The organism is Kocuria sp. GQ42, assembly GCF_059758435.1.
The window spans coordinates 195,433-219,477 of sequence record NZ_JCAXEN010000007.1 but is presented as its reverse complement, the minus strand read 5'-3'; the positions used below and the strand labels follow the sequence as shown (position 1 = coordinate 219,477).

General features: G+C 74.2%; 26 protein-coding genes, 1 tRNA gene, 1 other RNA gene and 1 pseudogene. 12 read left to right on the top strand and 17 right to left on the bottom strand.

The genetic code is table 11. The features are described from left to right. Entirely contained in the window at window positions 1-264 is a 264-nt protein-coding gene (purS, locus tag AC6CH6_RS15160) for a phosphoribosylformylglycinamidine synthase subunit PurS (RefSeq protein WP_031283211.1), read from the bottom strand. A 170-nt stretch (window positions 265-434) separates the two neighbouring features. On the opposite strand from purS, the gene AC6CH6_RS15155 reads away from it, so the two are divergent. From AC6CH6_RS15155 to AC6CH6_RS15145, 3 genes and pseudogenes are all read left to right on the top strand, one after another. Next, entirely contained in the window at window positions 435-938 is a 504-nt protein-coding gene (locus AC6CH6_RS15155; RefSeq protein WP_498255739.1) for a hypothetical protein, read from the top strand. Between the two features lie 53 nt (window positions 939-991). Next, a pseudogene (locus AC6CH6_RS15150) lies at window positions 992-1,372 on the top strand (helix-turn-helix domain-containing protein); the annotation flags it as partial. Between the two features lie 45 nt (window positions 1,373-1,417). Continuing rightward, window positions 1,418-1,606 (top strand): helix-turn-helix domain-containing protein, encoded by a 189-nt coding sequence (locus AC6CH6_RS15145; protein ID WP_368810355.1) that lies wholly within the window; start codon window positions 1,418-1,420, stop codon window positions 1,604-1,606. A gap of 7 nt (window positions 1,607-1,613) precedes the next feature. Here AC6CH6_RS15145 and AC6CH6_RS15140 read toward each other — a convergent pair whose 3' ends face one another. The 6 genes from AC6CH6_RS15140 to ffs form a co-directional block, all read right to left on the bottom strand. Next, the gene (locus AC6CH6_RS15140) at window positions 1,614-1,991 is read right to left on the bottom strand and encodes a Rieske 2Fe-2S domain-containing protein (RefSeq protein WP_498255738.1); all 378 of its coding nucleotides are present in this window, start codon (window positions 1,989-1,991) and stop codon (window positions 1,614-1,616) included. Then, on the bottom strand, window positions 1,988-2,923 hold the full coding sequence (locus AC6CH6_RS15135; protein WP_498255737.1) for a 3-methyladenine DNA glycosylase: 936 nt from the start codon (window positions 2,921-2,923) through the stop codon (window positions 1,988-1,990). Before AC6CH6_RS15135 ends, AC6CH6_RS15140 begins: the two co-directional genes overlap by 4 nt. 46 nt (window positions 2,924-2,969) lie before the next feature. Further along, window positions 2,970-4,256, bottom strand: coding sequence for an aspartate kinase (locus AC6CH6_RS15130; protein ID WP_017833882.1), 1,287 nt, complete (start codon window positions 4,254-4,256; stop codon window positions 2,970-2,972). A 96-nt stretch (window positions 4,257-4,352) separates the two neighbouring features. Next, complete coding sequence (gene recR / locus AC6CH6_RS15125; RefSeq protein WP_017833883.1) at window positions 4,353-4,949, bottom strand: recombination mediator RecR; 597 nt, start codon at window positions 4,947-4,949, stop codon at window positions 4,353-4,355. A 91-nt stretch (window positions 4,950-5,040) separates the two neighbouring features. Then, on the bottom strand, window positions 5,041-8,154 hold the full coding sequence (locus AC6CH6_RS15120; protein ID WP_498255736.1) for a DNA polymerase III subunit gamma and tau: 3,114 nt from the start codon (window positions 8,152-8,154) through the stop codon (window positions 5,041-5,043). 75 nt (window positions 8,155-8,229) lie between these two features. After that, an RNA gene (gene ffs, locus AC6CH6_RS15115) (signal recognition particle sRNA small type) lies at window positions 8,230-8,326 on the bottom strand. 132 nt (window positions 8,327-8,458) lie between these two features. Between ffs and AC6CH6_RS15110 the strand changes: the two genes are divergently transcribed. Beyond that, a tRNA-Ser gene (locus AC6CH6_RS15110) sits at window positions 8,459-8,543 on the top strand. A 125-nt stretch (window positions 8,544-8,668) separates the two neighbouring features. Here the strand turns inward: AC6CH6_RS15110 and AC6CH6_RS15105 are convergent. Continuing rightward, window positions 8,669-9,433 carry a hypothetical protein gene (locus tag AC6CH6_RS15105; protein WP_498255735.1) on the bottom strand — a complete coding sequence of 255 codons (765 nt, stop codon included), beginning with the start codon at window positions 9,431-9,433 and terminating at the stop codon, window positions 8,669-8,671. Between the two features lie 181 nt (window positions 9,434-9,614). On the opposite strand from AC6CH6_RS15105, the gene AC6CH6_RS15100 reads away from it, so the two are divergent. Further along, window positions 9,615-10,982 (top strand): hypothetical protein, encoded by a 1,368-nt coding sequence (locus AC6CH6_RS15100; RefSeq protein WP_498255734.1) that lies wholly within the window; start codon window positions 9,615-9,617, stop codon window positions 10,980-10,982. 68 nt (window positions 10,983-11,050) lie between these two features. Beyond that, window positions 11,051-11,401, top strand: coding sequence for a type II toxin-antitoxin system VapB family antitoxin (locus AC6CH6_RS15095; RefSeq protein ID WP_498255733.1), 351 nt, complete (start codon window positions 11,051-11,053; stop codon window positions 11,399-11,401). On the opposite strand, the gene AC6CH6_RS15090 is transcribed toward AC6CH6_RS15095, so the two are convergent. Next, on the bottom strand, window positions 11,385-12,053 hold the full coding sequence (locus AC6CH6_RS15090) for a TetR/AcrR family transcriptional regulator (protein ID WP_017833887.1): 669 nt from the start codon (window positions 12,051-12,053) through the stop codon (window positions 11,385-11,387). The genes AC6CH6_RS15095 and AC6CH6_RS15090 overlap by 17 nt on opposite strands. Window positions 12,054-12,259: 206 nt before the next feature. Beyond that, on the bottom strand, window positions 12,260-13,117 hold the full coding sequence (locus AC6CH6_RS15085) for a hydroxymethylpyrimidine/phosphomethylpyrimidine kinase (RefSeq protein ID WP_498255732.1): 858 nt from the start codon (window positions 13,115-13,117) through the stop codon (window positions 12,260-12,262). A 226-nt stretch (window positions 13,118-13,343) separates the two neighbouring features. Here AC6CH6_RS15085 and AC6CH6_RS15080 point away from each other — a divergent pair, with 226 nt between their 5' ends. Both AC6CH6_RS15080 and AC6CH6_RS15075 read left to right on the top strand, forming a co-directional pair. Next, window positions 13,344-14,054: a queuosine precursor transporter gene (locus AC6CH6_RS15080; protein WP_498255731.1), complete on the top strand. Its 711-nt coding sequence runs from the start codon at window positions 13,344-13,346 to the stop codon at window positions 14,052-14,054. Between the two features lie 53 nt (window positions 14,055-14,107). Beyond that, the gene (locus AC6CH6_RS15075; protein ID WP_498255730.1) at window positions 14,108-14,767 is read left to right on the top strand and encodes a DUF4126 domain-containing protein; all 660 of its coding nucleotides are present in this window, start codon (window positions 14,108-14,110) and stop codon (window positions 14,765-14,767) included. Here AC6CH6_RS15075 and AC6CH6_RS15070 read toward each other — a convergent pair. Further along, window positions 14,752-15,561 carry an MBL fold metallo-hydrolase gene (locus tag AC6CH6_RS15070; RefSeq protein ID WP_498255729.1) on the bottom strand — a complete coding sequence of 270 codons (810 nt, stop codon included), beginning with the start codon at window positions 15,559-15,561 and terminating at the stop codon, window positions 14,752-14,754. The two genes, AC6CH6_RS15075 and AC6CH6_RS15070, sit on opposite strands and share 16 nt — an antisense overlap. A 43-nt stretch (window positions 15,562-15,604) precedes the next feature. Then, entirely contained in the window at window positions 15,605-16,078 is a 474-nt protein-coding gene (locus AC6CH6_RS15065) for an SRPBCC family protein (protein ID WP_498255728.1), read from the bottom strand. Window positions 16,079-16,139: 61 nt separating this feature from the next. On the opposite strand from AC6CH6_RS15065, the gene AC6CH6_RS15060 reads away from it, so the two are divergent. Beyond that, a complete protein-coding gene (locus AC6CH6_RS15060; protein WP_165979612.1) occupies window positions 16,140-16,862 on the top strand; it encodes a TVP38/TMEM64 family protein in 723 nt (240 codons plus the stop codon). 109 nt (window positions 16,863-16,971) lie between these two features. Here AC6CH6_RS15060 and AC6CH6_RS15055 read toward each other — a convergent pair whose 3' ends face one another. Beyond that, window positions 16,972-18,525, bottom strand: a complete 1,554-nt coding sequence (locus AC6CH6_RS15055; RefSeq protein WP_498255727.1) for an alanine/glycine:cation symporter family protein — start codon at window positions 18,523-18,525, stop codon at window positions 16,972-16,974. A 212-nt stretch (window positions 18,526-18,737) separates the two neighbouring features. Further along, complete coding sequence (locus AC6CH6_RS15050; protein WP_498255726.1) at window positions 18,738-18,929, bottom strand: hypothetical protein; 192 nt, start codon at window positions 18,927-18,929, stop codon at window positions 18,738-18,740. A 160-nt stretch (window positions 18,930-19,089) separates the two neighbouring features. Here AC6CH6_RS15050 and AC6CH6_RS15045 point away from each other — a divergent pair, with 160 nt between their 5' ends. The 3 genes from AC6CH6_RS15045 to AC6CH6_RS15035 all read left to right on the top strand — a co-directional run bounded on the left by AC6CH6_RS15045 (window position 19,090) and on the right by AC6CH6_RS15035 (window position 20,681). Continuing rightward, window positions 19,090-19,515, top strand: a complete 426-nt coding sequence (locus tag AC6CH6_RS15045) for an Lrp/AsnC family transcriptional regulator (protein WP_165979613.1) — start codon at window positions 19,090-19,092, stop codon at window positions 19,513-19,515. A gap of 67 nt (window positions 19,516-19,582) precedes the next feature. Further along, window positions 19,583-20,074: a universal stress protein gene (locus AC6CH6_RS15040; RefSeq protein ID WP_498255725.1), complete on the top strand. Its 492-nt coding sequence runs from the start codon at window positions 19,583-19,585 to the stop codon at window positions 20,072-20,074. Between the two features lie 139 nt (window positions 20,075-20,213). Then, window positions 20,214-20,681: a universal stress protein gene (locus tag AC6CH6_RS15035; RefSeq protein ID WP_498255724.1), complete on the top strand. Its 468-nt coding sequence runs from the start codon at window positions 20,214-20,216 to the stop codon at window positions 20,679-20,681. Here the strand turns inward: AC6CH6_RS15035 and tgt are convergent. The 3 genes from tgt to AC6CH6_RS15020 form a co-directional block, all read right to left on the bottom strand. Then, a complete protein-coding gene (gene tgt, locus AC6CH6_RS15030) occupies window positions 20,663-21,964 on the bottom strand; it encodes a tRNA guanosine(34) transglycosylase Tgt (RefSeq protein WP_498255723.1) in 1,302 nt (433 codons plus the stop codon). The genes AC6CH6_RS15035 and tgt overlap by 19 nt on opposite strands. A gap of 127 nt (window positions 21,965-22,091) precedes the next feature. Then, the gene (locus AC6CH6_RS15025; protein ID WP_017833900.1) at window positions 22,092-22,634 is read right to left on the bottom strand and encodes an NUDIX hydrolase family protein; all 543 of its coding nucleotides are present in this window, start codon (window positions 22,632-22,634) and stop codon (window positions 22,092-22,094) included. A 62-nt stretch (window positions 22,635-22,696) separates the two neighbouring features. Continuing rightward, window positions 22,697-24,010 (bottom strand): glycoside hydrolase family 76 protein, encoded by a 1,314-nt coding sequence (locus AC6CH6_RS15020; RefSeq protein ID WP_498255722.1) that lies wholly within the window; start codon window positions 24,008-24,010, stop codon window positions 22,697-22,699. Window positions 24,011-24,045 lie beyond the last annotated feature (35 nt).

Genomic DNA, 24,045 nt, shown 5'->3' with positions numbered 1-24,045 from the left:
TCAGTTCTCCTCGGTCTCGTCGAGCACGGCCACGCGCACGACGTCCTCGATGACGGGGTTGGAGAGCAGCTTCTCCGCGGCCTCGCGGGCCTGGGCCAGCGCGTCCTCGGTGGCCTCGCCGTCGACGGTCAGCTCGAAGCGCTTGCCCTGCCGGACACCGGCGAAGCCGTCCAGACCGATGCGGGGCAGTTCGTTGGCGATCGCCTTCCCCTGCGGGTCGAGGATCTCGGGCTTGGGCATGACGTCGACAACAATGCGGGCCATCGGGGAACTCCTGAGGGTCGAGCAGCGGGCCGGGATCCGGCGAACGGTGACCATCCTATCGTTTCGCCGCACGCCGGGCCCGCCGGGCCCGGACCGCCCACCGGGTGTGGTAGGGGTCACCGGTCGGCTTCCAGGTGTTCTCCAAGGCGCCTCCGGTAGACCCTGGTGCCATGAGCACTGCACCGGGGAGCACCGGAGCCGGCGTCGGGGCCCGCACCGACGACGCACGCCTGGTCTCGGTCTACCGCCGGGTCCTGACCCTGCTGGGGATCGGCACCGTCCTCGGCGCGCTGACCGAGCTGGCGATGCTGCGGCACTGGCAGGGGCCCGCCCAGCTGGTGCCGTGGGCGGTGCTGGCCGTGCTGCTGCTCGGGGCCGTGGCGTGGCTGGTGCGGCGCACCACCGGGACGGCCCGCACCGTGCGGGTCGCCGCGGTCGTCTCCGTGCTCGGCAGCGCCTACGGCGTCTACGAGCACGTCCTGGCGAACCTGCGGGCCGGACCGCTGGACCCGCGGTACGCCGAGGCCTGGGACGCGATGTCGGGCGCGGCCCGGCTGTGGGCGGCGACCAGCGGGGCCGTCGGGCCGTCCCCCGTGCTCGTGCCCGGCACGATGGGCCTGGCGGGGGTGCTGCTGTGGCTCGCCGTCCTCCGCTGGCGGCGCGGGACGGACTGACCCCGGTCCGCCGCCGGCGGAGGGGAACGGAGCGGTGCTGGAACAATGGGCCCATGACCCAGCACCCAGCGACGACCACCCCCGGACTCAGCGGCCGGGAGGCCGAGCGGCTCGCGGACGCCCTCGAGGCCCGGGACGTGACGGTCTTCGTGGACGGCACCTCCCTGCGCCTGCCGGAGGGAGCGCGCGACGCCGTGGTGGACCTCCTCTCCCGGATGACCCGCGGGGAGACCGTCACGGTGACGTCCGCCGCGGTGACCTCCGCCGCGGAGCCGCCGGCGGACCCCGGGGACCTGCTGACCACCTCGCAGGCGGCCGCGCTCGCGGGGATCTCGGCCACCTATCTGCGCAACCTCACCACCGAGGGCGTCCTGCCCGTGCAGTACCGGGGCAGCCACCGCCGGATCCGGCGCGCGGACGTCCAGGCCTGGCTCGCCCGCCACGGCGAGGACGGGGCCGTCCCCGACTCCCCGGAGGACCTGCTGACCACCTCGCAGGCGGCCGCGCTCGCCGGGATCTCGGCCACCTATCTGCGCAACCTCACCACCGAGGGCACCCTGCCCGTGCAGTACCGGGGCAGCCACCGCCGGATCCGGCGCGCGGACGTCCAGGCCTGGCTCGCCGGGCGGCAGCGGCGCGACGACGACGGCGCGCCCGCGCCGCACTGACTCCGCCTCAGCCGAAGCGGGCCACGACCCAGCCCTCGACCACGTCGACCGCCGCCGCCCGGAGGAGGTCCTTGGCGGGGTCCGGCGGTGCCTCCCGGCCGGCCGCCAGGGCCAGGCGGGACCCCACGAACCGCCCGTCGGCGGCGAAGACCCAGAAGTGGTTGGGGCACTCGAACGTATCGGCGCGCCCGGCGGACTCCCGGCACACGGTGGCCTGCTGGTGCGTGCAGGTGTTGCGCAGCACGTGCAGCGCGCCCCCGGCGTCACGGGTGACGAGGACCGGCCCCGTGCTGGAGGGCGCCGTCACGAAGTCGAGCGGGTCCGGCACGGCGGAGACCGCCACGATCCGCTCCCAGCCGCCGGCGGGCTCCCCGGGCGCGCTCACGCCGCCGCCCCGTCGGTGGCGCGGGCCGGGTCGAGGACCTCGAGGGCCGCGCCGAGCCGGCGGCGCAGCGGCTCGGCACGCCGGGCGAACTCCCGCTGCCGGCGCACGTACTCGGCCTTGCCCTCCGGCGTCTCGATCCGCACGGGCTCGTAGCCCCAGCCGGAGAGGTCGTAGGGGGCGGCCCGCATGTCCGTCTCCCGCACGTCCCACGCCAGCTCGAAGCAGTCCATCAGCAGCTCGGAGGGGATCCCCGGGACGAGCTTGTACGCCCATTTGTAGAGGTCCATGGTGGCGTGCAGGCAGCCCGGCTGCTCCATCCGGCGCTGGGACTCCCGGGTGGGCCGCAGCTCGTTGAGCGGCACGGCCTGCGGCTGGAAGAACCGGAACGCGTCGAAGTGGGTGCACCGGATCCGGGCGGACTCCACCACGGCGTCCGTGCCCGCGGCCCCGAGCCGCAGCTCGAGCTGCTCGTGGCGGAGGTCGTTGTCCTCCGAGCGGTAGGCCATCGCCCACTCGTGCAGGCCGAAGCAGCCGAAGAAGCCCGGGTTGCCCGCGTGCGCGCCCAGCACCGCCCGGGCGAAGTCGATCGCGGGGGCCCGCCGGTCCCGGAGGGCGTCGTCGTCGACGGTCACTGCCCCGTCCCGGGCGCTGAGCCCCAGGGCCGTGAGCTCGGCGCCGGTGAGCGCGCGGTAGAACTTCTCCCCGGCGCGGTCCGCGGCGTCCAGCAGCACGGTGCCCGCCCCGGGATGCCAGCGCTTCAGCTGCGCGGGCTTGAGGGTGTAGTAGGTGAACAGGAAGTCCTCGACCGGGTGCTGGTGCCCGCGGTGGCGGCGGGCCACGAACGGGTCCGCGCGGCGTGCCGCGCGCTGCTCGTGGGCGTGCGCCCGCGGCGCCCACTCCGCGCGGGACAGGACGACGACGGGGCGGGTCACGGGACCCGCCCCGTCGTCGACGGACCGGTGGAGCGCGGCACGGGGATCAGCGGCCGGTCCCCGCGTGGACCGTGGCCTCCTCGTCGGAGTCCAGGCCGAAGGCGCTGTGCACCACGCGCACGGCCTCGTCGAGCCGGTCGGCGGCCGTGACCACCGAGATCCGGACCTCGGAGGTCGAGATCATGTCGATGTTGATGTTCGCGGCCGCGAGCGCCTCGAAGAACGTGAAGGTCACCCCGGGGTTCGACTTCATGCCGGCGCCCACGAGGGAGAGCTTGCCGACCTCGTCGTCGTACTCCAGGCCCGCGTAGCCGATCTTCTCCTCGGCGGCCCGCAGCAGGCTCATGGCCAGATCGCCCTGGGACTCGTCCACCGTGAAGGAGAGGTCCGTCAGCGGGTCGTCGCCGGTGGAGATGTTCTGCACGATCATGTCCACGTTGACCTTCGCCTCCGCGAGCAGCCGGAAGATCCGGGCGGCGATGCCGGGCTTGTCCGGCACTCCGACGACGGTGACCTTCGCCTGCGTGCGGTCGTGGGCGATGCCGGAGATGAGCGGCTGTTCCAACGGGATCTCCTTCGGGGAGGTGACGGCGTCTTCGGGGCCCGGGATGACCCAGGTGCCCTCGTTGTGGGAGAAGGACGAGCGGACGTGCAGCTTCACGCCGAAGCGGCGGGCGTACTCGACGCAGCGCAGGTGCAGGATCTTCGCGCCGTTCGCGGCGAGCTCGAGCATCTCCTCGCTGCTGACCACGTCCAGCTTGCGGGCCCTGGGCGCGATGCGGGGATCGGCGGTGAACACGCCGTCGACGTCGGAGTAGATCTCGCAGACGTCGGCGTCGAGGGCGGCCGCCAGCGCCACGGCCGTGGTGTCCGAGCCGCCGCGGCCCAGGGTGGTGATGTCCTTGGTCTGGCGGTGCACGCCCTGGAACCCGGCGATGATCGCGATGTTGCCCTGGTCCAGGGACTCGCGCACGCGCAGCGGATTGACCTCCACGAGGAGGGCGGCGCCGTGCGCGCCGTCGGTGACCATCCCCGCCTGCGACCCGGTGAAGGACTGGGCGGGAGCGCCCATCCCGGACACCGCCATGGCCAGCAGCGCCATGGAGATGCGCTCGCCGGCGGTGAGCAGCATGTCGAGCTCGCGGGCCGGGGGCTTGCGGGTGACCTCGTGGGCGAGGTCCAGGAGCTCGTCCGTGGTGTCGCCCATCGCGGAGACGACGACGACGACGTCGTGGCCCCTGTTGCGCGTCTCGACGATCCGCCGTGCAACGCGGCGGATGCCGTCGGCGTCCGCGACGGAGGATCCACCGAACTTCTGCACGATCAGGCTCATGGGTTCAACTCCTGTGCTCGAGGGCGGCCGGCGGTCGGGGCCGGGCCGTGCGCCCGCTCCCCGCGGCAGGGCACCAGGACATCCTACGCGAGTGCGTCAGGCGACGACCGTCCGGCCCTCGAACGCGCGGCCGAGGGTCACCTCGTCGGCGTACTCGAGATCCCCGCCCACGGGCAGCCCGGAGGCCAGGCGGGTCACGCGGATCCCGAGGGTCTTGAGCATGCGGGAGAGGTAGGTGGCGGTGGCCTCGCCCTCCAGGTTCGGGTCGGTGGCGAGCACGACCTCCTGCACGGTGTCGCCGGAGAGCCGCGTCATGAGCTCCCGGATGCGCAGCTGGTCGGGGCCGATGCCCTGGATGGGGCTGATCGCACCGCCCAGGACGTGGTACCGGCCGCGGAAGCTGCGGGTGCGCTCGATGGCCATGACGTCCTTCGACTCCTCGACCACGCAGATGACGCTGTCGTCCCGGCGGGCGTCGCGGCAGATGGCGCACTCGTCCAGCTCGGACACGTTCCCGCAGATCCGGCAGAACTTCACCTTGTCCTTGACCGCCGTCATGGCGTCGGCCAGCCGCCGGACGTCCTCCTTGTCGGCGTCGAGGAGGTGGAACGCGATCCGCTGCGCGGACTTCGGCCCGACGCCGGGCAACCGGCCCAGCTCGTCGATCAGATCCTGAACAGCGCCTTCGTACACGTTTCCCTCGATTTCCGGGCCGGTGCACGGCCCTCCTGATCGTCCTCGGCCACGACGTCACCGGGGTGCCGGTGCGTGGGGCGGTCCCGGCTCACTCCCCGGTGTGGAGGTCCCGCTCCTCGATCAGCATCCCCCCGAGGATCCGCTCGATCGCGGCGCGGCCGTAGAGGGTGGAGTCCTCGAGCGCCTCGTCGTCCGAGCTGGGCACGAAGGAGTCGTCCCATTCTACGCCGCTGTCCTGCGGGGCCGCGGCGGAGGCGGGTGCCTTGCGCCCCGCGGCGATGGCCGCGGCGTGGCGCTCCCGGAAGCTCAGCCGAGCGTTCCGGTCGGCGCCGGCCGGTGCCGCCGCCGGGGCGTCCTGCTGCGGGGCGGCCGGGGCCGCTGGGGCCGCCGGGGCCGCTGGGGCCGCCGGGGCCGCTGGGGCCGCCGGGTTCGCCGTCGGAGCCGGGGCAGTGGCGCCCGTCGCGGTCCGGGACCCCTCCGGGCGGGCGGTGGGGGGCGTGGCGCTGCCGGTCGACCGGTTCCCGGGCCCGCCCCCGGAGCCGGGAGCGGGCGCAGAGCTCTGCCGTGCGGGGGCCGCGGGCCGCCACTGCTCCGGGGGCGCGGCGTCCGGGTCGTCGGGGTAGGGGGGCTCGTCCGGGTACGGGGGCTCCTCGGGCGGCGGGACGTCGTCGTCCGACGGGGGGACGTCCCGGTCCCGCGCCCCCGGGGCCTCGCCGGGGAAGGCGGGGCCGGGGCGCCCGGTCCGCCCGGGGCCGGACGGTGCTCCGGGCTGCGTTCCGGTCTGCGGTGCCGGCCCGTCGGCGGGCTGGGCGACGGCGGGGTCCTCCGCCGTCCGGGCCGGTCCCACGCCCCGGGTCTCGGGCTGCGCCGGAGCCCGGGGGGCGGGTGCGGCAGGGGACCCGGCGGGGGCCGTAGCCGGGGCGCCGCCCTGGGGGATGGCGGCCACGGACCAGCTGTGCACGGGCTCCTGGGCCCAGGCGGGGTCGGTCCACTCCGCCGGCGCGTCCGTGGCGGGTCGGCCGTGGGCGTCCCAGGGGTCCTGGCCGCCGCCGTCCCCGTCCGGGGACGCCGCGTCCGCGGCCGGCTCCGGCGCGGAGTCCGTCGCGGTGCCCGGTGCGCCGCCCGGGGGCGTGCTCGCGGCCCGTGGCGGGGTCGGCTGCTGCTCCCGGCCGCGGGGTCCGCCCGGCCCGTCCTGGGCCGGGGAGCGCCGGTCCTGGCCTCCGCGGGACCGGTCCTCGGGGGCGCGCCGCTCGGGGTGCTCCCCGTCGGTCCCGGGCCCCGGTTCGTCCGGGCGCCCGGGCGGGCGCGTCGACGGCTCCGGGCCGCGCGGGGCTCCGCCGCCGCCACCGCCCCGGCCGTGGCCGCCGCCGCCCGGCGGGACGGCCTCCGCACGGCAGTCGATGCCGAGGATCTGCTGCACCGCCTGCCGCAGGTCGTCCTCGAAGCGCGGGAAGTTCATGAGGTCGCCCTCGGCGTCGAACATGATGCGCAGCACCTTGCCGTCGAAGGACTGCGGGGTGCCGCGCTGGACCGTGAACCACGCGACCCGGCGGATGTCCGCGAGGGCGTTGACGATCTCCGGCCAGGAGGCCCGCAGCAGGTCGATCTCGTTGCCGCCCGGCTCGCCCGCCCGGGGCGTGTCCTGGCGGGGCGCCTGCGCCGCGGCGTCCTGCCGCGGCGCGGCGGGACGCTCCGCTGCGGTGGGCGCCTCCCGCTCGGTGGGCCGCTCCGGCCGGCTGTCCTCCCGGGCGGACGGGCGCTCGGGAGCCGCCGCGGCGTGCCCGGCGTCCTGCCCGGAGCCCTGCCCGGTCCGCTCCCACGGATCCGTCCCCCGCGGGACCGCCGGGACCGCCTGCTGCGCGTCCCCGCCGGGCGCGGGCGGTGCCGGTCGCTCCGGCACGGGGGCGGGCTGCGAGAGGCTCCGGCCCTCGGGCGGGGCGACCGGACCCGCCGGGGCGGTCGGCGCGGCCGAGGAGGCCCCGGGAGAGGGCGCGGGGGCGTCGGCGGTCTCGTCCGGACCGGCCGCGGCGGCGCCCCGGCCGATGCTCAGGCGCCGTTCCAGCCGGTCGACGCGGGCCGTGACGCCGCGCGTGGTGTCCTCCGAGGACGGCAGGAGGATGCGCGCGCACAGCAGCTCGAGGTGCAGCTGGGGCGAGGTGGCCCCGGTCATCTCGGTGAGGGCCGTGTTCGTGATGTCGGCGGCCCGGGAGAGCTCCGCCGCCCCGAGCTGGGACGCCTGGTTGCGCAGCCGGGCGATCTGGTCCTGGGGCATCCCGTGCAGGATGTTGCCCGCGGACTCCGGGACCGCGTTGACGATGATGAGGTCCCGGAACCGCTCGAGCAGGTCCTCCACGAAGCGGCGCGGGTCCTGGCCCGTCTGCACCACCCGGTCGACCGCGCGGAAGACCGTGGCGCCGTCCCCGGACGCGAAGGCGTCGACCACGTCGTCGAGCAGGGCGCCGTGCGTGTAGCCCAGCAGGGCCACGGCGAGGTCGTAGCCGATGCCCTGCTCGTCGGAGCCGGCCATGAGCTGGTCGAGGACGGAGAGGGTGTCGCGGACGGATCCGGCGCCCGCGCGGACCACGAGGGAGAGCACCCCCGGGGCCACCTGCACGTGCTCCTCGGCGCAGAGCTGCTCGAGGTAGTGCATGAGCGGCTCGGTGGGGACCAGCCGGAAGGGGTAGTGGTGGGTGCGGGACCGGATGGTCGTGAGCACCTTGCTCGGCTCGGTGGTCGCGAAGATGAACTTGATGTGCTCCGGCGGCTCCTCGACGATCTTGAGCAGGGCGTTGAAGCCCTCGCGCGTGACCATGTGCGCCTCGTCGATGATGAAGATCTTGTACCGGTCCCGGACGGGCGCGAACGTGGCGCGCTCCCGCAGGTCGCGGGCGTGGTCCACGCCGCCGTGGCTGGCCGCGTCCATCTCGATCACGTCGAGGGAGCCGGCGCCGTCCCGGGCCAGGTCGCGGCAGCTGTCGCAGCGGCCGCACGGGGTGGCGGTGGGGCCCTCCGCGCAGTTGAGGCAGCGGGCCAGGATGCGGGCGGAGGTGGTCTTGCCGCAGCCGCGCGGGCCGGAGAAGAGGTAGGCGTGGCTGACCCTGTCCTTGCGCAGCGCCGTCATCAGCGGCTCGGTCACGTGCTCCTGACCGATGACGTCCTCGAAGGTCTCCGGGCGGTAGCGGCGGTACAGGGCGGTAGTCACAGATGACACCTTAGCGACGGAATCCGACAGGCGGGCCGGGCGGATCGGCGCTGGGGACGCGGGCCGCCGCGGGGACGAGAAGACCCCTCGCGCACCCGCCAGAGCCCATTTACCCTTGCTACCTTCCGGTCCTGGGGGAGTTCAACAGGATGACGCCACGCGAGGGGCTGTCGACGAGTCTAGCGGATGCGGCGGGCCGGGTCGAAACCCGATCCCGGCGCCGTGGATTCGGCATTGCCCGGCGGTTCGGTTATGCTGGACCCCGCATGTTCCGGCGCCGTCAGGCCGCCGGTCGTGCGTGCCTGGAGGATTCGCCTAGCGGCCTATGGCGCACGCCTGGAACGCGTGTTGGGTTCACGCCCTCGGGGGTTCAAATCCCCCATCCTCCGCACTCGCAGCAAGAGCCCCGCACCGGAGACGTTCATCCCGGTGCGGGGCTCTTTCTTGTTCCTCCGCCGGCTCGTGGGTTACCGGCCCGCGGCCCCGGCCGCCGAGGCGCCCCGGCGGCCGTCCCTCAGCGCGGGCGGCGCGCGCGGGACCCGCGGGCGACGACGACGCCGGCCGCCGCGGCGCCCAGTGCCGCGAGCCCACCGACCCACCACGCGGTGGAGGAGTCCCCGGCCGCGTCCTGCACGGGAACCCGGGTCACGGTTCCCACCGAGATGCGCGTGAGCGTCCCGGGCGTCACCTGCTGCTGCCCCGCCAGGACCTGTGCCCGCAGCGCGGACCCGTCCCGGACCAGCGCTCCGGAGCCGGGGCGGTGGGCCACGGCGGCACCGGGCCCGACGTAGGAGACGCGCTCCAGGGCGGAGAGCTCCCCCGAGTCCGGGTCCCGGACCGGGTCCGAGCCGGGGTTCGAGTCCGCCTCCGAGGGCGTGCCGGGGGCCGCCTTCGTGCGGTCATCCCCTGCACGGTCGTTCCCCGCACCGCCGTCCCCTGCACGGGCGTCTCCGACACCGCCGTCCTCGGCACGGACTCCGCCGGGCTCCGGTGCCGCGTGCCCGCCGGGAGCGGGGGAGGGGTGCGCGTCCGGCGCCGTGCCGCCCGGCTCCGGCGCGGGGGCTCCGCCGGGCTTGGGCGTGGTGTCGGGAGCCTCGGCGGGGCCGGTCCCGGGCCGGTGGTCGGCCGGCTCGTCGTCGGAAGGGGGTGCGGGGGACGGGACTCCGGCGGGGGATTCCGCGCCCGGCGCGGGAGGCGGTGCGGTCTCGGCGGCGTGGGCCGCTCCCGGCACGGGGGCGAGCAGGAGCAGGGCGGCCAGCGCCAGGGGGCGAAGGGTCATGGGGGCGGTCTCTCCGGGGGGAAGCGGGCGGGACAGGAGCACACCGTAACTTTACGTCGTTCCGTCCCCTGCGTTCACTAATGCAATACCCTGCTGATGTGGCGGAACGGGCTGTTCCGCCGCACTCGCAGCTGCCCCCCGGCTGCGCGCCCCCCGTCCTCTCTCCCCCCAAGAGGTCCTCATGAAGCTGCCTTCATTCCCCATGCCCTCGACCGCTCTGCCCGCCGCTCTGCTGGCCGGCGCGATGCTCGCCGGGACGATGGCCGGCGCGGCCGCCCCGGCCCACGCCTCGACGACCAACACGGTCCACACCGCCGCCGGCATCTCCTCCCAGTACCACCTCTACGACGCCGGGGTGGACCGCTCGAAGACCGTGGGAGTCGTCTTCTACTTCGACGGCGACGGACAGTACTACGCCCAGCGCCCCACCACGTCGATGCTCAAGAGCATGGCAGCCCGGGCCGCGGCCAGGAACATGATCCTCGTGGTGCCGGTCGCCCCGGCCAACCGGTCCTGGACCTCCAACAGCGAGGCGGTCGGGGACTGGTTCCGCGCCCTGGCGGCCAAGGTCGTCGCCGAGCAGCGCGTCGACGCGACCCGCATCCACCTGGCCGGGTACTCCGGCGGCGCCGAGTTCATCTCCACCGAGGTGCTCTCCGACCGGGCGGGCTGGATCCGCGGCGGCGGATCGACCCTCATCGGCGGCGGCGGCGTCTACAACGGCAGGCTCGAGAGCACTCCCGACGCCGCGCTCCGGGCCACGGACCCGACCTGGTACGTCGGCTCCCTCGACAGCTACGGCGCCACCCAGCCGTCCACCTGGTCCGCGCTGGAAGCGGCCGGCAAGGGTGCCGCCGCGTACCAGAAGGCCGGGTTCACGAAGGCGGACCGCGTGGTGATGCCCGGGCTGCACCACACCAACTACGACCTGGCCGACCTGGTCGGCGACGACGTCGACCGCCTCTACGCCGGCGCCGGCCCGAAGCCCGAGACCGTCGCGCCGACGGGCAACGAGGTGGTCGACGGGTACCAGCTCACCGGTGCGATCGGGCGCACGTGGGCGGCGCTGGGGGGCACCGCGTGGGCCACCCCGGTCAGCGCGGAGTACGCCTCCGGGCACGGCTCCGTCTACCAGCGCTTCGCCGGCGCCGACGGACGGGACAAGGCTCTCTACTGGTCCGGGACCACCGGGACCCGGGTGGTCGACTACGGCGGGTCCATCGGCCGGAAGTTCGCGGCCGGCGGCTACGCGGGCAGCTATGGCCCGCCGCGGACGGACGAGCAGCGGGCCGCCGACGGCGGCGCCTACCAGCTCTTCGACGCGTCCGGGAAGCGGACCAAGATCCTGTGGTCCGCGCGCACCGGCTCGAACGCGGTCAAGGAGTACGGGGCCATCGGCCGGAAGTGGGCGGCGCTGGGCCACGAGCGGGGTCTGGGCTATCCGACCACCGACGAGTACAGCACTCCGGGCGGCGTGGCCCAGAACTACACCGGTGGGCGGATCGAGTGGAACGCCACCACCCGGGCCGTCACCGTGACCCGCAGCTGACCCCGGGCACGCGCCGGCCGGCGGGCCCCGCAGGTGCCTCCTGCGGGGCCCGCCCCTAGGATGAACGCATGATCTTCAAGGCCGTGGGCGACTCCCGCCCGTACCCGGACCACGGCCTCGTCACGCCGACCGACTGGTCCGGCATCGCGCCGCGGCAGGTCCGGCTGGACGAGCTGGTCACCACGAAGACCACCCTGGACCTGGCGACCTTGCTGGACGCGGACTCCACCTTCTACGGCGACCTCTTCCCGCACGTGGTGCGGTGGGAGGGCGACCTCTACCTGGAGGACGGGCTGCACCGGGCGCTGCGCACCGCGCTGCACCACCGCACCGTGCTGCACGCGCGCGTGCTGGAGCTCGCACCCGCGCCGGGCGCGCGGGCGGGGAGCGAGCGGGGCGCGGTCAGGATGCCGCGCTGAGGGGAGGCCGCTCGGATGCGAGCGGCACGGGGTGGCCCCCGGCGTCGAACTGCGCCCCCAAACCCTGCTGGATGAAGCGGACGGTGGAGCGGATGTGCTGCTCCCGCGCGGCCCGGTCCTGGTCGGAGTTCTGGCCGCGGTCCGCCGCGGCGGTCAGGGACCCGTGGACCAGGGCGGCGAGCTCCGAGATGTCGCCCTCCGGCAGGTAGGCCCGGCCGATCGCGTCCCGCAGGATCGCGGCCAGCAGGCCCTGCAGCTCGCCCACGTGCTCGCCCAGCTTCTGGTAGTCCTCCGGGGAGAGGACCGTGCGCATGGTGGGGCCCGGGGGCAGGTGGCGCCGGGTGAGGTCCTCGATCTGGGCGCGGATGTAGACGGCGAGCCGGTCGACCGGGTTGGCGACGCCCTCGAGGTCGCGGCGCAGGTCGGTCATGAACCGCTCGGTCTCGTCCAGGGCGTAGGCCACGAGGAGCTCGCCCATGTCCGCGAAGTAGTTGTAGACCGCGGTGCGGCCCACGCCGGCGTTCTTGGCCACGTGCGTCATGGTCAGACCGGTGAGGCCCTGCTGGTAGAGCAGCTGGCCGAAGGAGTCGAGGATCGCTCGTTTGGTGTTCTCCCGCTGCGCGGCGTTGGTGGCCGCAGAAATACGAGGCATGATGACACCTTATCTGTCCGTGTCACCAAATTATGCACACTTTTCTGGGCCTTGGTGACGGTGTGTCTGACTATGACACCACCGTTTCCCGCGTTCGGGCTCGTTCGCGCAGACAGTCTGGGGAAACGTCCAGGAAACCCCCAGCACGGGTGGGGTGGGGCACGGCGGGCCCGGGCGCCGATCCGGCGGCCGGGCCCGCCGCCCGCTCACCGTTCGGCGGCCGAGCCGCCCTGCCAGAGGGAGTCGAACGGGGCGCGCGAGGTGATCCGGCGCCGGATGCCGGCGGAGACGAAGGCCTTCGCGGTGCGGGCCGCCTCGAGGGGCGCGGCCCCCTTCGCCAGCTCCGCGGCGACCGCGGCGGCCAGCGTGCAGCCGGCCCCGGCCACCGGGACCTCGCCGACCTTGGGCTCGGAGAGCACCTCGAGGGTGGTCCCGTCGTAGAAGACGTCGACGGCGTCGGGGCCCGCGAGGCGGACCCCGCCCTTGGCGAGGACCACGGCGCCGGACGTCTCGTGGATCCGCCGGGCGGCCTCCTCGAGGTCCTCGACCGTGCTGATCTCGTCCATGCCGGCCAGGGAGAGGGACTCGAAGTGGTTCGGGGTCACGAACGTGGCCAGCGGCAGGATCTTCGCCTTCAGCGCCTCGTCCGTGTCCAGGGCCGCGCCGGGCTCCTGGCCCTTGCAGATGAGGACCGGGTCCAGGACGAGGTGGCGCGGCGCCAGCGCGGTGAGCACCTCGGCGGTGGTGGCGATGGTCTCAAGGCTGCCCAGCATGCCGATCTTCACGGCGTCGAGCGCGTGGGCGGCCGTGATCGCCTCGAGCTGCTCGCGCAGGACGTCCTGCGGCACGGGGAACAGGCGGTGGCCCCAGTCGGCGGACGGGTCGAAGGACACGATGCAGGTCAGCGCGAGGGAGCCGAAGACCCCGAGCTCCTGGAAGGTCTTGAGGTCCGCCTGCGCGCCGGCGCCGCCGGTGGCCTCGGAGCCGGCGATCGTCAGGGCGACGGACGGCTGGTCGGCGGGGCCCGCCGCGGCGGGCGTGGGAACGGTGCTGGTGTCGGTCATGGGAGCCATTCTGCGCCCCTGCGCGGTGCCGGGGCCAACCGCGGGGGCTAGACTGTCGGACGGTCTCCGGCCGGCACGCGGTCCCCGCAGGGACCCGCGGCGGCGGGAAAGGGGCTCCCGGGTGGCAGGCGGGCGCCCCGGGTCCGTCCAGCACACCGCACAGATCGACCCTCGGCGTCCGCCCCGCGCGGGCCGGCGCCGTGTCACGACAGATTGGTGACCGACCGTGTCCTCCTCCGATCCTGCCCCCGCCGGGTTCGCCCGCCGTCCCCGCACGTACTTCGACCTCGTGGTCGCGGCGTACTGCGTGGTCCTGGTGCTCTCCAACGTCGCCGCGACCAAGGGCGTCGCGTTCGGCCCCGTCATCACCGACGGAGGCTTCTTCCTCTTCCCCCTCGCCTACGTCCTGGGCGACGTCGTGGCGGAGGTCTACGGCTTCCGGGCCGCGCGCCGCGCCATCGTCACGTCCTTCGCCGCGGGGCTGTTCTCCTCGGTCGTGTTCTGGCTGGTCATCGCCCTGCCCCCGGCGGAGTTCTACGAGGGCCAGGCGGCCTTCGAGTCCGTGCTCGGCCCCGTCCCGCTCATCGTGGCGGGCTCCCTGCTGGGCTATCTCGCGGGGCAGCTGCTGAACGCGTTCGTGATGGTCCGGATCAAGGCGCGCACGCGGGAGAAGCACCTGTGGGCCCGGCTCATCGGCTCGACGCTCGTGGGCGAGCTCGTGGACACCGTGATCTTCTGCACCGTGGCGGCCCCGGTCATCGGCATCACCACCGCGGCCGACTTCCTCAACTACGTGGTGGTGGGCTACGTGTACAAGGTCCTGGTCGAGGTGCTGGTCATGCCGGTGACCTACGCCGTGATCGGCTGGCTCAAGCGCCGGGAGCCGACCTACGGCGAGACCGCCGTCCCGGGGGCGGCCCTCGCGCCCCAGCGCTGACGGGCCCGGGCGCCCCGCCCGGCCGGGGCGGTGCACGGGCCTACGATGAGCGCATGGATCTCCTCACGGGCACCGGACTCGCGGCCTCGGCGGGGCTGAACGCCTACATCCCGCTCGTGGTGCTGGGCCTGCTGGACCGCTGGACCGAGGTGGTCGACCTCGGCCCGGGCTTCGCCTGGCTGTCGAACGGGTGGGTCCTGACGCTCCTGGCCGTGCTGCTGGCCGTGGAGGTGGTGGCGGACAAGGTCCCGGTCGTGGACTCCTTCAACGACCTGTTGCAGACCTTCGTGCGCCCGACCGCCGGGGGCATCGTCTTCGGCTCCTCGGCCACGGCCCAGATCGCCGGGATCGACCTCGGCGGGCAGACGGCGACCGTCACGGACCCGGAGGCGTTCCTCTCCTCGCACGCCTGGATCCCCGTGGCCACCGGGGTGGTGATCGCCCTGGTGGTGCACGTGACCAAGACGGTCTCGCGGCCGGCCGTCAACACCCTGAGCGCCGGGGCCGCGGCGCCCGTGGTCTCGACCGTGGAGGACGTCTCCGCGCTCACGCTGTCCCTCGTGGCCGTCCTCCTGCCGCTGCTCGTCCTCGTGCTGCTGGCCGCCGTCGCCGTCCTGCTGTTCTTCCTCTACCGCGGGCTCCGGCGCCGCCGCCGGCCGGGGACGGCCCCCGGCCGGCCGGGCGCCGCCGGCACGGCTCAGAAGCCGAGATAGGCCAGCTGGGCGCCCACCGAGCTCCGGGCGGCGGGCAGCACGTGCTCCGGGACGTCGGCGTAGATCCGCGCCGTGATGGCCTCGAGCGTCGCGGCGCGGCCCAGGGCCCGCAGGGCCTCCCGGACCTCGCCGAGACGCTCCATCCGGTGCTCGAGGAGCTCCTCGCACACCGACTCCACGTCCTCCCGCACGTCCCCGTGCGCCGGGAGGACCAGGGCGTCGCCCAGCACCGCCAGGCGCTGCAGGGAGCGCAGGTAGTCGCCCAGGCTCCCGTCCGGGTGGTCGAGCATCGTGGTCCCCCGCCCCAGGACCGTGTCGCCCGTGAGCACCGAGCCCGAGGTGCGCCCCGCGGCAGCGGTGGCCTCGCCCGCGACCGGGGTGTCGTCGGGCAGGTGGAAGCTCACGGAGTCGGAGGTGTGCCCGGGGGTGTGCAGCACCCGGATGCGGCACCCGGCGGCCTCGATCGTCTCGCGGTCGAGCAGCGGTCCGGCGTCGCGGCAGAACTGCGGCAGGACGGCGCGCACGGGCGCGCCGGTGAGCACGTGGAAGTCGTCGACGGCCTCGGTGTGGTCCGCGTGGCGGTGCGTGATCAGCGTCAGCACGGTCCGTCCCGCCGCGGCCAGGGCGGCGAGGTGTCCGCGGTCGGCCGGCCCCGGGTCCACGACGACGACGTCCTGCTGCCCCGGGGCCCCGACCAGCCACGAGTTGGTGCCGTCCAGGGTCATGGGACCCGGGTTGGGGGCGGTCAGCCGCCGGGTCAGAGCGGTGGTGCGGATGCCGGCGTCCTGGGTCATGCGGGCAGACTATCCGAGCCCGGCGGGGGACCGGCACCCCGGCTCACCCCGCGGCCAGCAGGGCCTCGAGCCGGGCGAAGGAGCCGCGCCACGCCGCGGCCGCCCCGGGGTGCACCGCGGCGGGCAGCGGCCCCTGCGTGAGCACCAGCAGGGTGCCCCCCTCCTGGGTGGGGACGAACTCGGTGCGCGTCAGCACGTGGCCGGCGGTGGGCCGGCCGTCCGGTCCGGGCAGCGCCTCGCGGCCCTCGAGCAGGACGTCCCGCTCGACCCGCAGATAGGTGCCGTGCACCGGTGCCACCTGGGCGGGGTCGGTGTCGTGGACCATGCGGAAGCGCTGCCGGCCCCCGGGCCTGACCTCGAGCAGCACCGACTCCCGGGGCACGCTCCAGCCCGGCGGACCGAACCAGGCGGCGAGCCGGTCCGGCTCCGTGAAGGCGGCGAAGACCGCGGCCGGGGGGTGCGCGAGGGCGCGGGAGACGGAGAAGACCTCCGCGGGGTCCAGATCGGTGACGTCCATGCCCCCCATTGTCCCCGGTCGCTCTCGGCCCCCGGGCACGGCGGTCGGTACAGTGGCGCACGTGAGCACCGAACCCGCGCCGGAGCCGGGGCCCCGCGAGCCCGGCCCGCGGCCGGCCTGGGTCACCGCGCTCAAGGGCGGTGCGCTCCTGCTGCTGCTGGCCGTGGCGGTCTGGTACCTCATCGGCCACGAGCTGCCCACCGTGGAGCAGGTCCGGGTCTTCGTCGAGGGCTTCGGCGCGTGGGGGCCCGTCGTCTTCGCGGCGGTCTTCGTCCTCGTGGCGGCCACGCCGGTCCCGGTGACGATCATGGCCGTGTCCGGGGGATTCCTCTTCGGCATGGCCCAGGGCAGCGTGGTCGGGGTCGTGGCCACCACGGCGGGAGCCTGGCTCGGGTACTGGCTCGCGCGGTTCCTCGGCCGCGACGCCCTGTACCGGCTCGCGGGCAACCGGGTCGAGCTGGTGGAGCGCAAGCTCGTCGGCAAGGGCTTCCTCACGGTGCTCGTGCTCCGGCCCGTCCTGCCCAACTGGACCCTCAGCTACGGTTCGGGGCTCGTGCGCATCCCGCAGCGCGACTACCTCGGCGCCACCCTGCTCGGCGGGATGCCGGGCCAGGTGAGCTTCGCCGCCGTGGGGGCCTTCACGTCCCGGCCGTCGTGGCCGGCCCTCGCGGCGGTCGCCGCCTCCTGGGCGGTCGTGGTGGTCGTGGGCGTGCTCGCCTGGCGGCGCTCCCGCGGCGAGTCCGAGCGCGCGCCCGAGGCCGACGGCGTGGGGAGCGCCGACTAGGCTCGGCCGCGCCGCGGGGCCACAGCACGGCGACGCCCGGTCCTCGGGGCGAGGACCGGGCGGACGCCGTTCGGGGTGACCGGCCGGTGCGGCCGTGCTGCCCTCGGGCCTAGGCCTGGGGGCGGACCGCGGTGGACCCGTCGGTCGGCTCGTTGCCGAGGAGGTGGAGCTTGCCGCTCTTGCGGTCGGCGAGGTACTCCTTCATGTCCCGCTTGATGACGGGCAGCAGCAGGTAGACGCCCAGCAGGTTAACGAAGCCGCAGACGAACAGCGCCGCGTCCGCGAAGCTGATGACCTCGCTGAAGGTCAGGACGCAGCCCGCGATCGTGAAGAACAGGTAGATGCCGCGGAAGATGTTGTCGCTGAGCCGGCTGCGCCCGAAGAGGTACTCCCACGCCTTGAGCCCGTAGTAGAACCAGGTGATCAGGGTGGAGAAGGCGAACAGGACCACCGCGACGGCCAGCACGACCGGGAACCAGGGGATGACCGTCGCGAAGGCGTCCGAGGTGAGGATGACGCCGTCGGGAGCGCCCCCGCCGGCCTGCACCTGGTCCATGCCGGCCTGCAGGCTCGGCGCGCCGGCGATGATGATGGCCAGGGCCGTCATGGTGCAGATCAGCACGGTGTCGACGAGCGGCTCGAACAGGGCCACGAAGCCCTCGCTCACGGGGCGGCGGGTCTTGACGGCGGAGTGGGCGATCGCGGCGGAGCCCAGGCCGGCCTCGTTGGAGAACGCGGCACGCTGGAAGCCCACGATCATGACGCCCAGGACGCCGCCGGCCATGCCCTCGGGAGAGAACGCGCCGTCGATGATGGCGGCGATCGCGCCCGGCACGTGGTCGAGGTTGGCGAGGATGACGATCAGGCAGGCGGTGACGTAGACGGCGCCCATCGCCGGCACGAGCCGGCTGGTGGTGGCGCCGATCGACTTGATGCCGCCGATGATGACCAGGCCCACGAACAGCGCGAGGACGATGCCGAAGATCAGAGCCGCCCCGGCGCTGCCGAGGAAGCCGTCGGCGCCGCCGGTGACGTTCTGCACCTGGGCGAAGGTCTGGTTGGCCTGGAACATGTTGCCGCCGGCCGCGCCGAAGAACAGGATCGCCACGGCGAAGACGCCGGTGAGGATCTTGGCGGGGATGCGGCCGAACTTGCTGAAGGCGATGGGCAGGTAGCGGAAGGGCCCGCCGCTGACCGTGCCGTCCTCGTGGACCTCGCGGTACTTCACGCCCAGGGTGCACTCGGCGAACTTGGTCGCCATGCCGAGCAGACCGGCGCAGATCATCCAGAACGTCGCGCCGGGGCCGCCGAGGGCCATGGCCGCGCCGACACCGGCGATGTTGCCCAGCCCCACGGTCCCCGACAGCGCGGAGGTCAGGGCCTGGAAGTGCGGCACCTCGCCGGGGTCGTCCTTGGTCGAGAACTTGCCCCGCACCACGTCGGCGGCGACCTTCAGACCGCGGAACTGGATGAACCCGAAGTAGATCGTGAAGATCACGCCGGCCGCGATGAGCCAGGCCACGACGAACGGGAAGCTCACCCCCGCGATGGTGATGGGGTAGAAGACGATGGTCGAGAAGACCTCGGTGATCGGAGCGAACGCACTGTTGATGGCGTTGTCGATCGCTGCGAGCCACCCGACGTCGTCGGTGACGGTAGTCATGGGTAACGCCTGCGTGATCTGCATCTCCCCACTACACCCTGTGGACAGCCGGTTGGCAACAGACACGCTTGTCGCCGAAAGAGCCATCTTGCCGTGGCAACAAAGAATTAACACGCAGCGGCCCGGCCTCCGCGCGAGGACGTCTCGTCGCGCGGAGGCCGGGCCGCAGGCGGTGCCGGGGCGGTGTCACCGTTGACGCCGCCGGCGCCGGGTCAGCGACCGGCGCGGGTCCCGCCGGCCAGGAACTGGGGAGCGGTCATGGCGCACACGCGCAGGCCGCGGGCCAGGTCGCTGCCGGCGCTGCGGAGGGCGCCGCCCACCGAGGTGGCGCGGGCCGGTGCCGCGGCCCGGCCGATGGCGGTGAAGAGGAGGGCGGGGAGGCCGAAGACGAGGAGGAGAGCCATGGGAGCAGGCAACTTTCTGTGGGTGGTGCGAGGAGGTCCTGGGGTCCGAGGGCACGTGACCGGGTGGCCCGGCGAGCAATGGCCCTCGGTTGACATCTGAAGTCTAACGGGCCGATAGTGAATCAATCAATGTGAGAACCCTCACGAAAGAGGTGAATCGTTGCGTCTTGATGAGATTGACCAGCAGATCGTTGCGTCCTTGGTCCAGGACAGCCGGGAGAGCTACGCGGCCATCGGCCACAAGGTGGGTCTGTCGGCCCCCGCGGTGAAGCGGCGGGTCGACGTCCTGCAGCAGACAGGGGCGATCAAGCGCTTCACGGCGGAGCTCGACCCCTCGGTCATGGGGTGGAACATCCAGGCGTTCGTGGAGCTGCACTGCGACGGCGGGCTCTCGCCGTCGATGATGCGCACCATGGCCGCCGAGATCGCCGAGGTGACCGCGGCCTACACGGTGACCGGCGAGGCGGACGGCATCTTCCTCATCCGGGCCGAGAACACCACCCACCTGGAGGACGTCATGGTCCGGATCAGGGAGTGGAAGGGCATCAACCACACGAGGAGCTCGGTCATCCTCTCGCACCTCTGAGCGCGGCCCGCCGGGCTCTGGAATACTGGCCGCACAGCACCCTCGTCACCGCATCGGAGGACCGGTCATGGAGAACGCAGCGGAAGCAGTCGTCGTCGTCGGGGTCGACGGATCCCCCCAGTCCGTGGAGGCGCTGCGCTGGGGCGCGCGTCTCGCCCCGGCGTACGGGGCGACCGTCAAGGTGGTGGGGGCGTGGGAGAACCCGCCCGAGTACGTCGGCTTCGTCCACTTCAAGGACGACCGGTTCGACGAGCTCGCCCGGGAGCGGGTGGAGCGGGCCGTCCAGGAGGCGTTCGGGGCGGACGTGCCGGCCGGGCTCAGCACCGTGGTCGAGTTCGGCCACCCGTCCAAGGTGCTGATGCGCCACTGCGAGGGGGCCGAGCTGCTGGTCGTGGGACGCCGGGGCCACGGCGGCTTCAAGGGGCTGCTGATGGGGTCGACGAGCTCCGCGTGCGTCGCCCACGCCCCGTGCCCGGTGCTCGTCCTCCCCGACGAGACGGTCGCCGCCGGGCGGGCGGAGGACTCCGGGCAGGCGCAGGGGGCCGGGTCCGCCGGCTGAGGGCGCCGCCCGTCCCGCCCGGGGCCGGAGGAACTCGTCCGCGGTGTCCCCACAACATGCTCCCGCGACGGTGCGCGTGGCGCCGCCCGCTCTGTGATACTGAGCACGTCAGCGTGATCACGTGAGCAAAGGATTCGGCATGAGCAACGGAACCGCAGCAGCGATCGTCGTCGGGGTCGACGGCTCCCAGCAGTCCGTCGAGGCGCTGCGCTGGGCGGCGCGGATCGCGCCGTCCTTCGGCGCGAGCATCAGGGCGGTCGGGGCGTGGGACTACCCGCCCGAGTACGCCGGGTACGTCCCGCTGGGCAGCGACAACTTCGACGAGGTCACCCAGAAGCAGGTGGACAAGGCGGTGCGGGAGGCGTTCGGCGACGACGTGCCGGCCGGGCTCACCACCTCCGTGGTGTTCGGCCACCCGTCGAAGGTCCTGGTGCACGAGAGCGAGGACGCCACGATGCTCGTCGTCGGGCGCCGGGGCCACGGCGGGTTCCGCGGGCTGCTGCTGGGCTCGGTCAGCGCCGCGTGCGTCGCCCACGCGAAGTGCCCGGTGCTCGTGATCCACGAGCACCCCGAGGCGGAGGGGCCGGCTCAGGAACGTCCCGCGTAGTAGCGGCCCAGGACCTCGTCCCGGTACTCGAAGTACGTCCCGTCGACCATGGCCGCGCGGGCGCCGTCCACCATGCGCACGACGAACCGCTCGTTGTGGATCGACGTGAGCGTCGCGGACAGGCGCTCCTTGGCCTTGAACAGGTGGTGCAGGTACGCCCGGGTGTAGTGGGCGCACGTGTAGCAGTCGCAGCCGCTGTCGATCGGGGCGAGGTCCGCGCGGAAGCGGGCGTTGCTGACGGTGAAGCGGCCGTCCGGGGCGTACACGGCCCCGGTGCGGGCCACCCGGGTGGGGGAGACGCAGTCGAAGGTGTCCGCGCCGTTCTCGAGGGCCGTGAAGATGTCGTCCGGCTCCGAGATCCCCAGCAGGTGCCGGGGGCGGTCCTCGGGCAGCTCCTCGTTGCACCAGCGCACGATCGTGCCGAGGTTCTCCTTCTCGAGGGCCCCGCCGATGCCGAACCCGTCGAAGTCCATCGCGCCCAGGTCCCGGCACGCCTTCCGGCGCAGGTCCTCGTACTGGGCGCCCTGGATCACGCCGAACAGGGCCTGGTACGGCCGGTCAGCGCGCTCCTCGGTGAGCCGGGCGTGCTCGGCGACGCACCGCAGCGCCCACCGGCGGGTCCGCTCGAGGGACGCCTCCTGGTAGCCGCGGGAGTTGTGCAGCGTGGTCAGCTCGTCGAACGCGAACATGATGTCCGCGCCCAGCCGGTGCTGCACCTGCATGGAGATCTCCGGGGTGAAGCGGTGGACGTCCCCGTTGATGTGGGACGTGAACGTGACCCCGTCGTCGTCGACCCGCGCCATGCGCTCCTTGCCGGTCGCGACGTCGTCGTCCCCCGCCACCGAGGCCGCGACCGTGGACATGTCGATGACCTTCCGGAACCCCGAGCCCAGGGACATGACCTGGAAGCCCCCGGAGTCCGTGAAGGTGGGGCCGGACCAGTTCATGAACGCCCCGAGCCCGCCCGCGGCATCCAGGACGTCCGCGCCGGGCTGGAGGTAGAGGTGGTAGGCGTTGGCGAGCAGGGCCTGCGCGCCGAGCTCCGCCATGGACTCGGGCAGCACCGCCTTGACGGTGGCGGCGGTGCCGACGGGGACGAACGCGGGGGTGCGGATCGTCCCGTGCGGGGTGGTGATGGTCCCGGTGCGGCCCAGGAACGGGCCGCCGTTGGCCTCGAGGCGCCCGCCGGCGATGGTGGCGGTCTCGGCGAGCCGGTGCTCCACCGCGAAGCCGAAGTCGGAGCGGGCGGCGGCGGGGAGCAGGGTCTCTTCTGGAGCGGGCACCCGTCCATTGTGCGTCACCGCCCCGGCGGCGGGTGACGGCGAGCGCCCCTGGCGGAGAGCGTGGTGCCGCGGCGGCGCCGGCTGGCCGCCGCGGCCCGAGGGAGGGCCCGTGCGCCGGTGACGCCGCTCAGCGGCCCCAGCCGGCGTGGGCCACGGCCTGGCGCACCAGGTCTCCGCGACCGCCCGCGAACTCCGCCTGCACCTCGGGGCTGAGCGCCTCCTCGGGGCTCATCCAGGACAGCTGGAGGGCGTCCTGGCGGGGGCTGCACTCCCCGCGCACCGGCACGATGTAGCTCAGCGCCACCGCGTGCTGCCGGTCGTCGGTCAGCCCCGTCTCGGACGGCGAGGGGAAGAACTCGGCCACGGCGAAGGGGGTGGTGGAGACCGGCAGCTGCGGGAACGCCATGGCCCCCAGGTCCTTCTCCAGGTGGCGCAGCAGCGCGGCCCGGATGGTCTCCCGGTACAGCACCCGGCCGGAGACGAAGGTGTACATCATCTTCCCCTCGGGGGTCGCCTGCAGCAGCAGCCCGATCTCGGAGAGGTAGCCCAGCGGATCGAGCCGGACCGGCAGGGCCTGCACGTAGACCATCGGCAGGCGGCGCCGGGCCTCCTGCAGGTCGTCCTCGTTGAGCCAACCGGGGTTCGGATCGGGGGTGCGGAGGAAGTTCATACTGCTGTTCTATCCCAAGACCCCGGGCGGGGCCACGGCCCGCACCGCCCGGGGCGGCCGGTTCAGCGCTCAGCGGAGCCGGTGGCCCCGGGGTCCGCTCCCGGGCGGGCCAGCCGGGCGGCGGCCTCCAGGACCGTCCACGCCTGCACCTGAGTGGACAGCTCGACCGGCACACCGGGGCGCTGCGACTCGTCGGCGTGCCGCGCCGGGTCCGGGGAGAAGATCGCCACCGTCTCGCCGGGGGCCGCCGGCGCGGTGGCGGGCGCGTTGAAGTCCACCGCGGGATCGAACTCCCGCCGACCCGCCCACAGGGCGTCGGCGGTGCCGGTCACGAGCGCGGCCGCGGTGCGGCGCGCCGCGGCGGGCAGTCCCGGGTGCAGGGCGGCGTCGGCGAGGTAGCGGGCCAGGATCCCGCTGAACAGGCCGCCGTCCCCGCCGCCGTGGGTGCGCAGGACGGGGCGTCCGTCCAGGTCGCGGCTGTACTCCTGCGCGGCGCCCGCCACCACGTCGGCGGCCGTGCGCAGCAGGTCCGCCCGGTCCTGCTCGCCCGTTCCCGGGGCGTCCGCGAGCTCGAGGAGCAGACCGAGCACCGGCCCGGAGTTGTAGCTGAACAGCCTCTCGTCCCGGCGCGTCACCTCGGTGCCGGACCCGGCGGCGACCAGCTGCAGACCGTCGTGGAAGACCTTCCGCTCCGGGTCCCAGAGGGTGGCCCGCAGCCAGCCGAGCACCGCGCCGGCCTGCTCCCGGCGGTGCGTGCGCAGGAAGCCGAGGGCCGTGGGCGCGGAGGACGCCGTGTTCTTGACGTCGTGGCGGGTGTTCCAGAAGACCCCGCCGCCGAGGTCCCCGGTGTGGCCCCGCTCGAGCCGGGCGAGCAGGGCGCTGCCCGCGTCCAGGCACGCGACGTCCGGCCGGCCGGTCAGGGCGCGGTCCAGCTCGGCGAGACGGCCCACGGCCAGCAGCAGCCACGCCATGTCGTCGTAGTAGGAGTTGTGGGTCACCCGGCCGCCGCTGCGCAGGGTGATGCCCCGCAGCAGGCGGTGCCCCTCCCGGCGGAACCGCCGGGCCCGCGCCGGGTCGTCCAGGTGCCGCAGCCCGGCGTCCACGAGCGCGTCGAGCAGGTGCGCCTGCCACCAGTAGTGCCACGGGGCCTTCGGGGACGTGGGGCGCGGGTGGGCCGGGGCGCCGAGCAGCGTGCCGGGCACCCCCAGCGCCCGTCCGGCGAACAGCTCCCGGACCGAGTGGGCGGCCCTGTCGGCGCGCAGCGCGGCCGCGGCGCCCGGTGCGGCGGCACCGGGGTGCTCGGCGGGCGCGGGGTGTGCGGTGGGCTCGGGGGTCGCCGCGGTGGCCGCGGCGCCCGCTCCGGTCGTCGAGGGCATGGGAACTCCTGTGCTGGCGGGGGAGAGGTGCTGGT

Excerpts from the sequence above, each read along its gene's own strand:
- purS (WP_031283211.1), bottom strand. The coding sequence starts at position 264 with ATGGCCCGCATTGTTGTCGACGTCATGCCCAAGCCCGAGATCCTCGAC.
- AC6CH6_RS15155 (WP_498255739.1), top strand. The coding sequence starts at position 435 with ATGAGCACTGCACCGGGGAGCACCGGAGCCGGCGTCGGGGCCCGCACC.
- AC6CH6_RS15130 (WP_017833882.1), bottom strand. The coding sequence starts at position 4,256 with ATGAGCCTGATCGTGCAGAAGTTCGGTGGATCCTCCGTCGCGGACGCC.
- AC6CH6_RS15105 (WP_498255735.1), bottom strand. The coding sequence starts at position 9,433 with ATGACCCTTCGCCCCCTGGCGCTGGCCGCCCTGCTCCTGCTCGCCCCC.
- AC6CH6_RS15100 (WP_498255734.1), top strand. The coding sequence starts at position 9,615 with ATGAAGCTGCCTTCATTCCCCATGCCCTCGACCGCTCTGCCCGCCGCT.
- AC6CH6_RS15095 (WP_498255733.1), top strand. The coding sequence starts at position 11,051 with ATGATCTTCAAGGCCGTGGGCGACTCCCGCCCGTACCCGGACCACGGC.
- AC6CH6_RS15090 (WP_017833887.1), bottom strand. The coding sequence starts at position 12,053 with ATGCCTCGTATTTCTGCGGCCACCAACGCCGCGCAGCGGGAGAACACC.
- AC6CH6_RS15085 (WP_498255732.1), bottom strand. The coding sequence starts at position 13,117 with ATGACCGACACCAGCACCGTTCCCACGCCCGCCGCGGCGGGCCCCGCC.
- AC6CH6_RS15075 (WP_498255730.1), top strand. The coding sequence starts at position 14,108 with ATGGATCTCCTCACGGGCACCGGACTCGCGGCCTCGGCGGGGCTGAAC.
- AC6CH6_RS15070 (WP_498255729.1), bottom strand. The coding sequence starts at position 15,561 with ATGACCCAGGACGCCGGCATCCGCACCACCGCTCTGACCCGGCGGCTG.
- AC6CH6_RS15065 (WP_498255728.1), bottom strand. The coding sequence starts at position 16,078 with ATGGACGTCACCGATCTGGACCCCGCGGAGGTCTTCTCCGTCTCCCGC.
- AC6CH6_RS15055 (WP_498255727.1), bottom strand. The coding sequence starts at position 18,525 with ATGACTACCGTCACCGACGACGTCGGGTGGCTCGCAGCGATCGACAAC.
- AC6CH6_RS15050 (WP_498255726.1), bottom strand. The coding sequence starts at position 18,929 with ATGGCTCTCCTCCTCGTCTTCGGCCTCCCCGCCCTCCTCTTCACCGCC.
- AC6CH6_RS15040 (WP_498255725.1), top strand. The coding sequence starts at position 19,583 with ATGGAGAACGCAGCGGAAGCAGTCGTCGTCGTCGGGGTCGACGGATCC.
- AC6CH6_RS15035 (WP_498255724.1), top strand. The coding sequence starts at position 20,214 with ATGAGCAACGGAACCGCAGCAGCGATCGTCGTCGGGGTCGACGGCTCC.
- AC6CH6_RS15025 (WP_017833900.1), bottom strand. The coding sequence starts at position 22,634 with ATGAACTTCCTCCGCACCCCCGATCCGAACCCCGGTTGGCTCAACGAG.
- AC6CH6_RS15020 (WP_498255722.1), bottom strand. The coding sequence starts at position 24,010 with ATGCCCTCGACGACCGGAGCGGGCGCCGCGGCCACCGCGGCGACCCCC.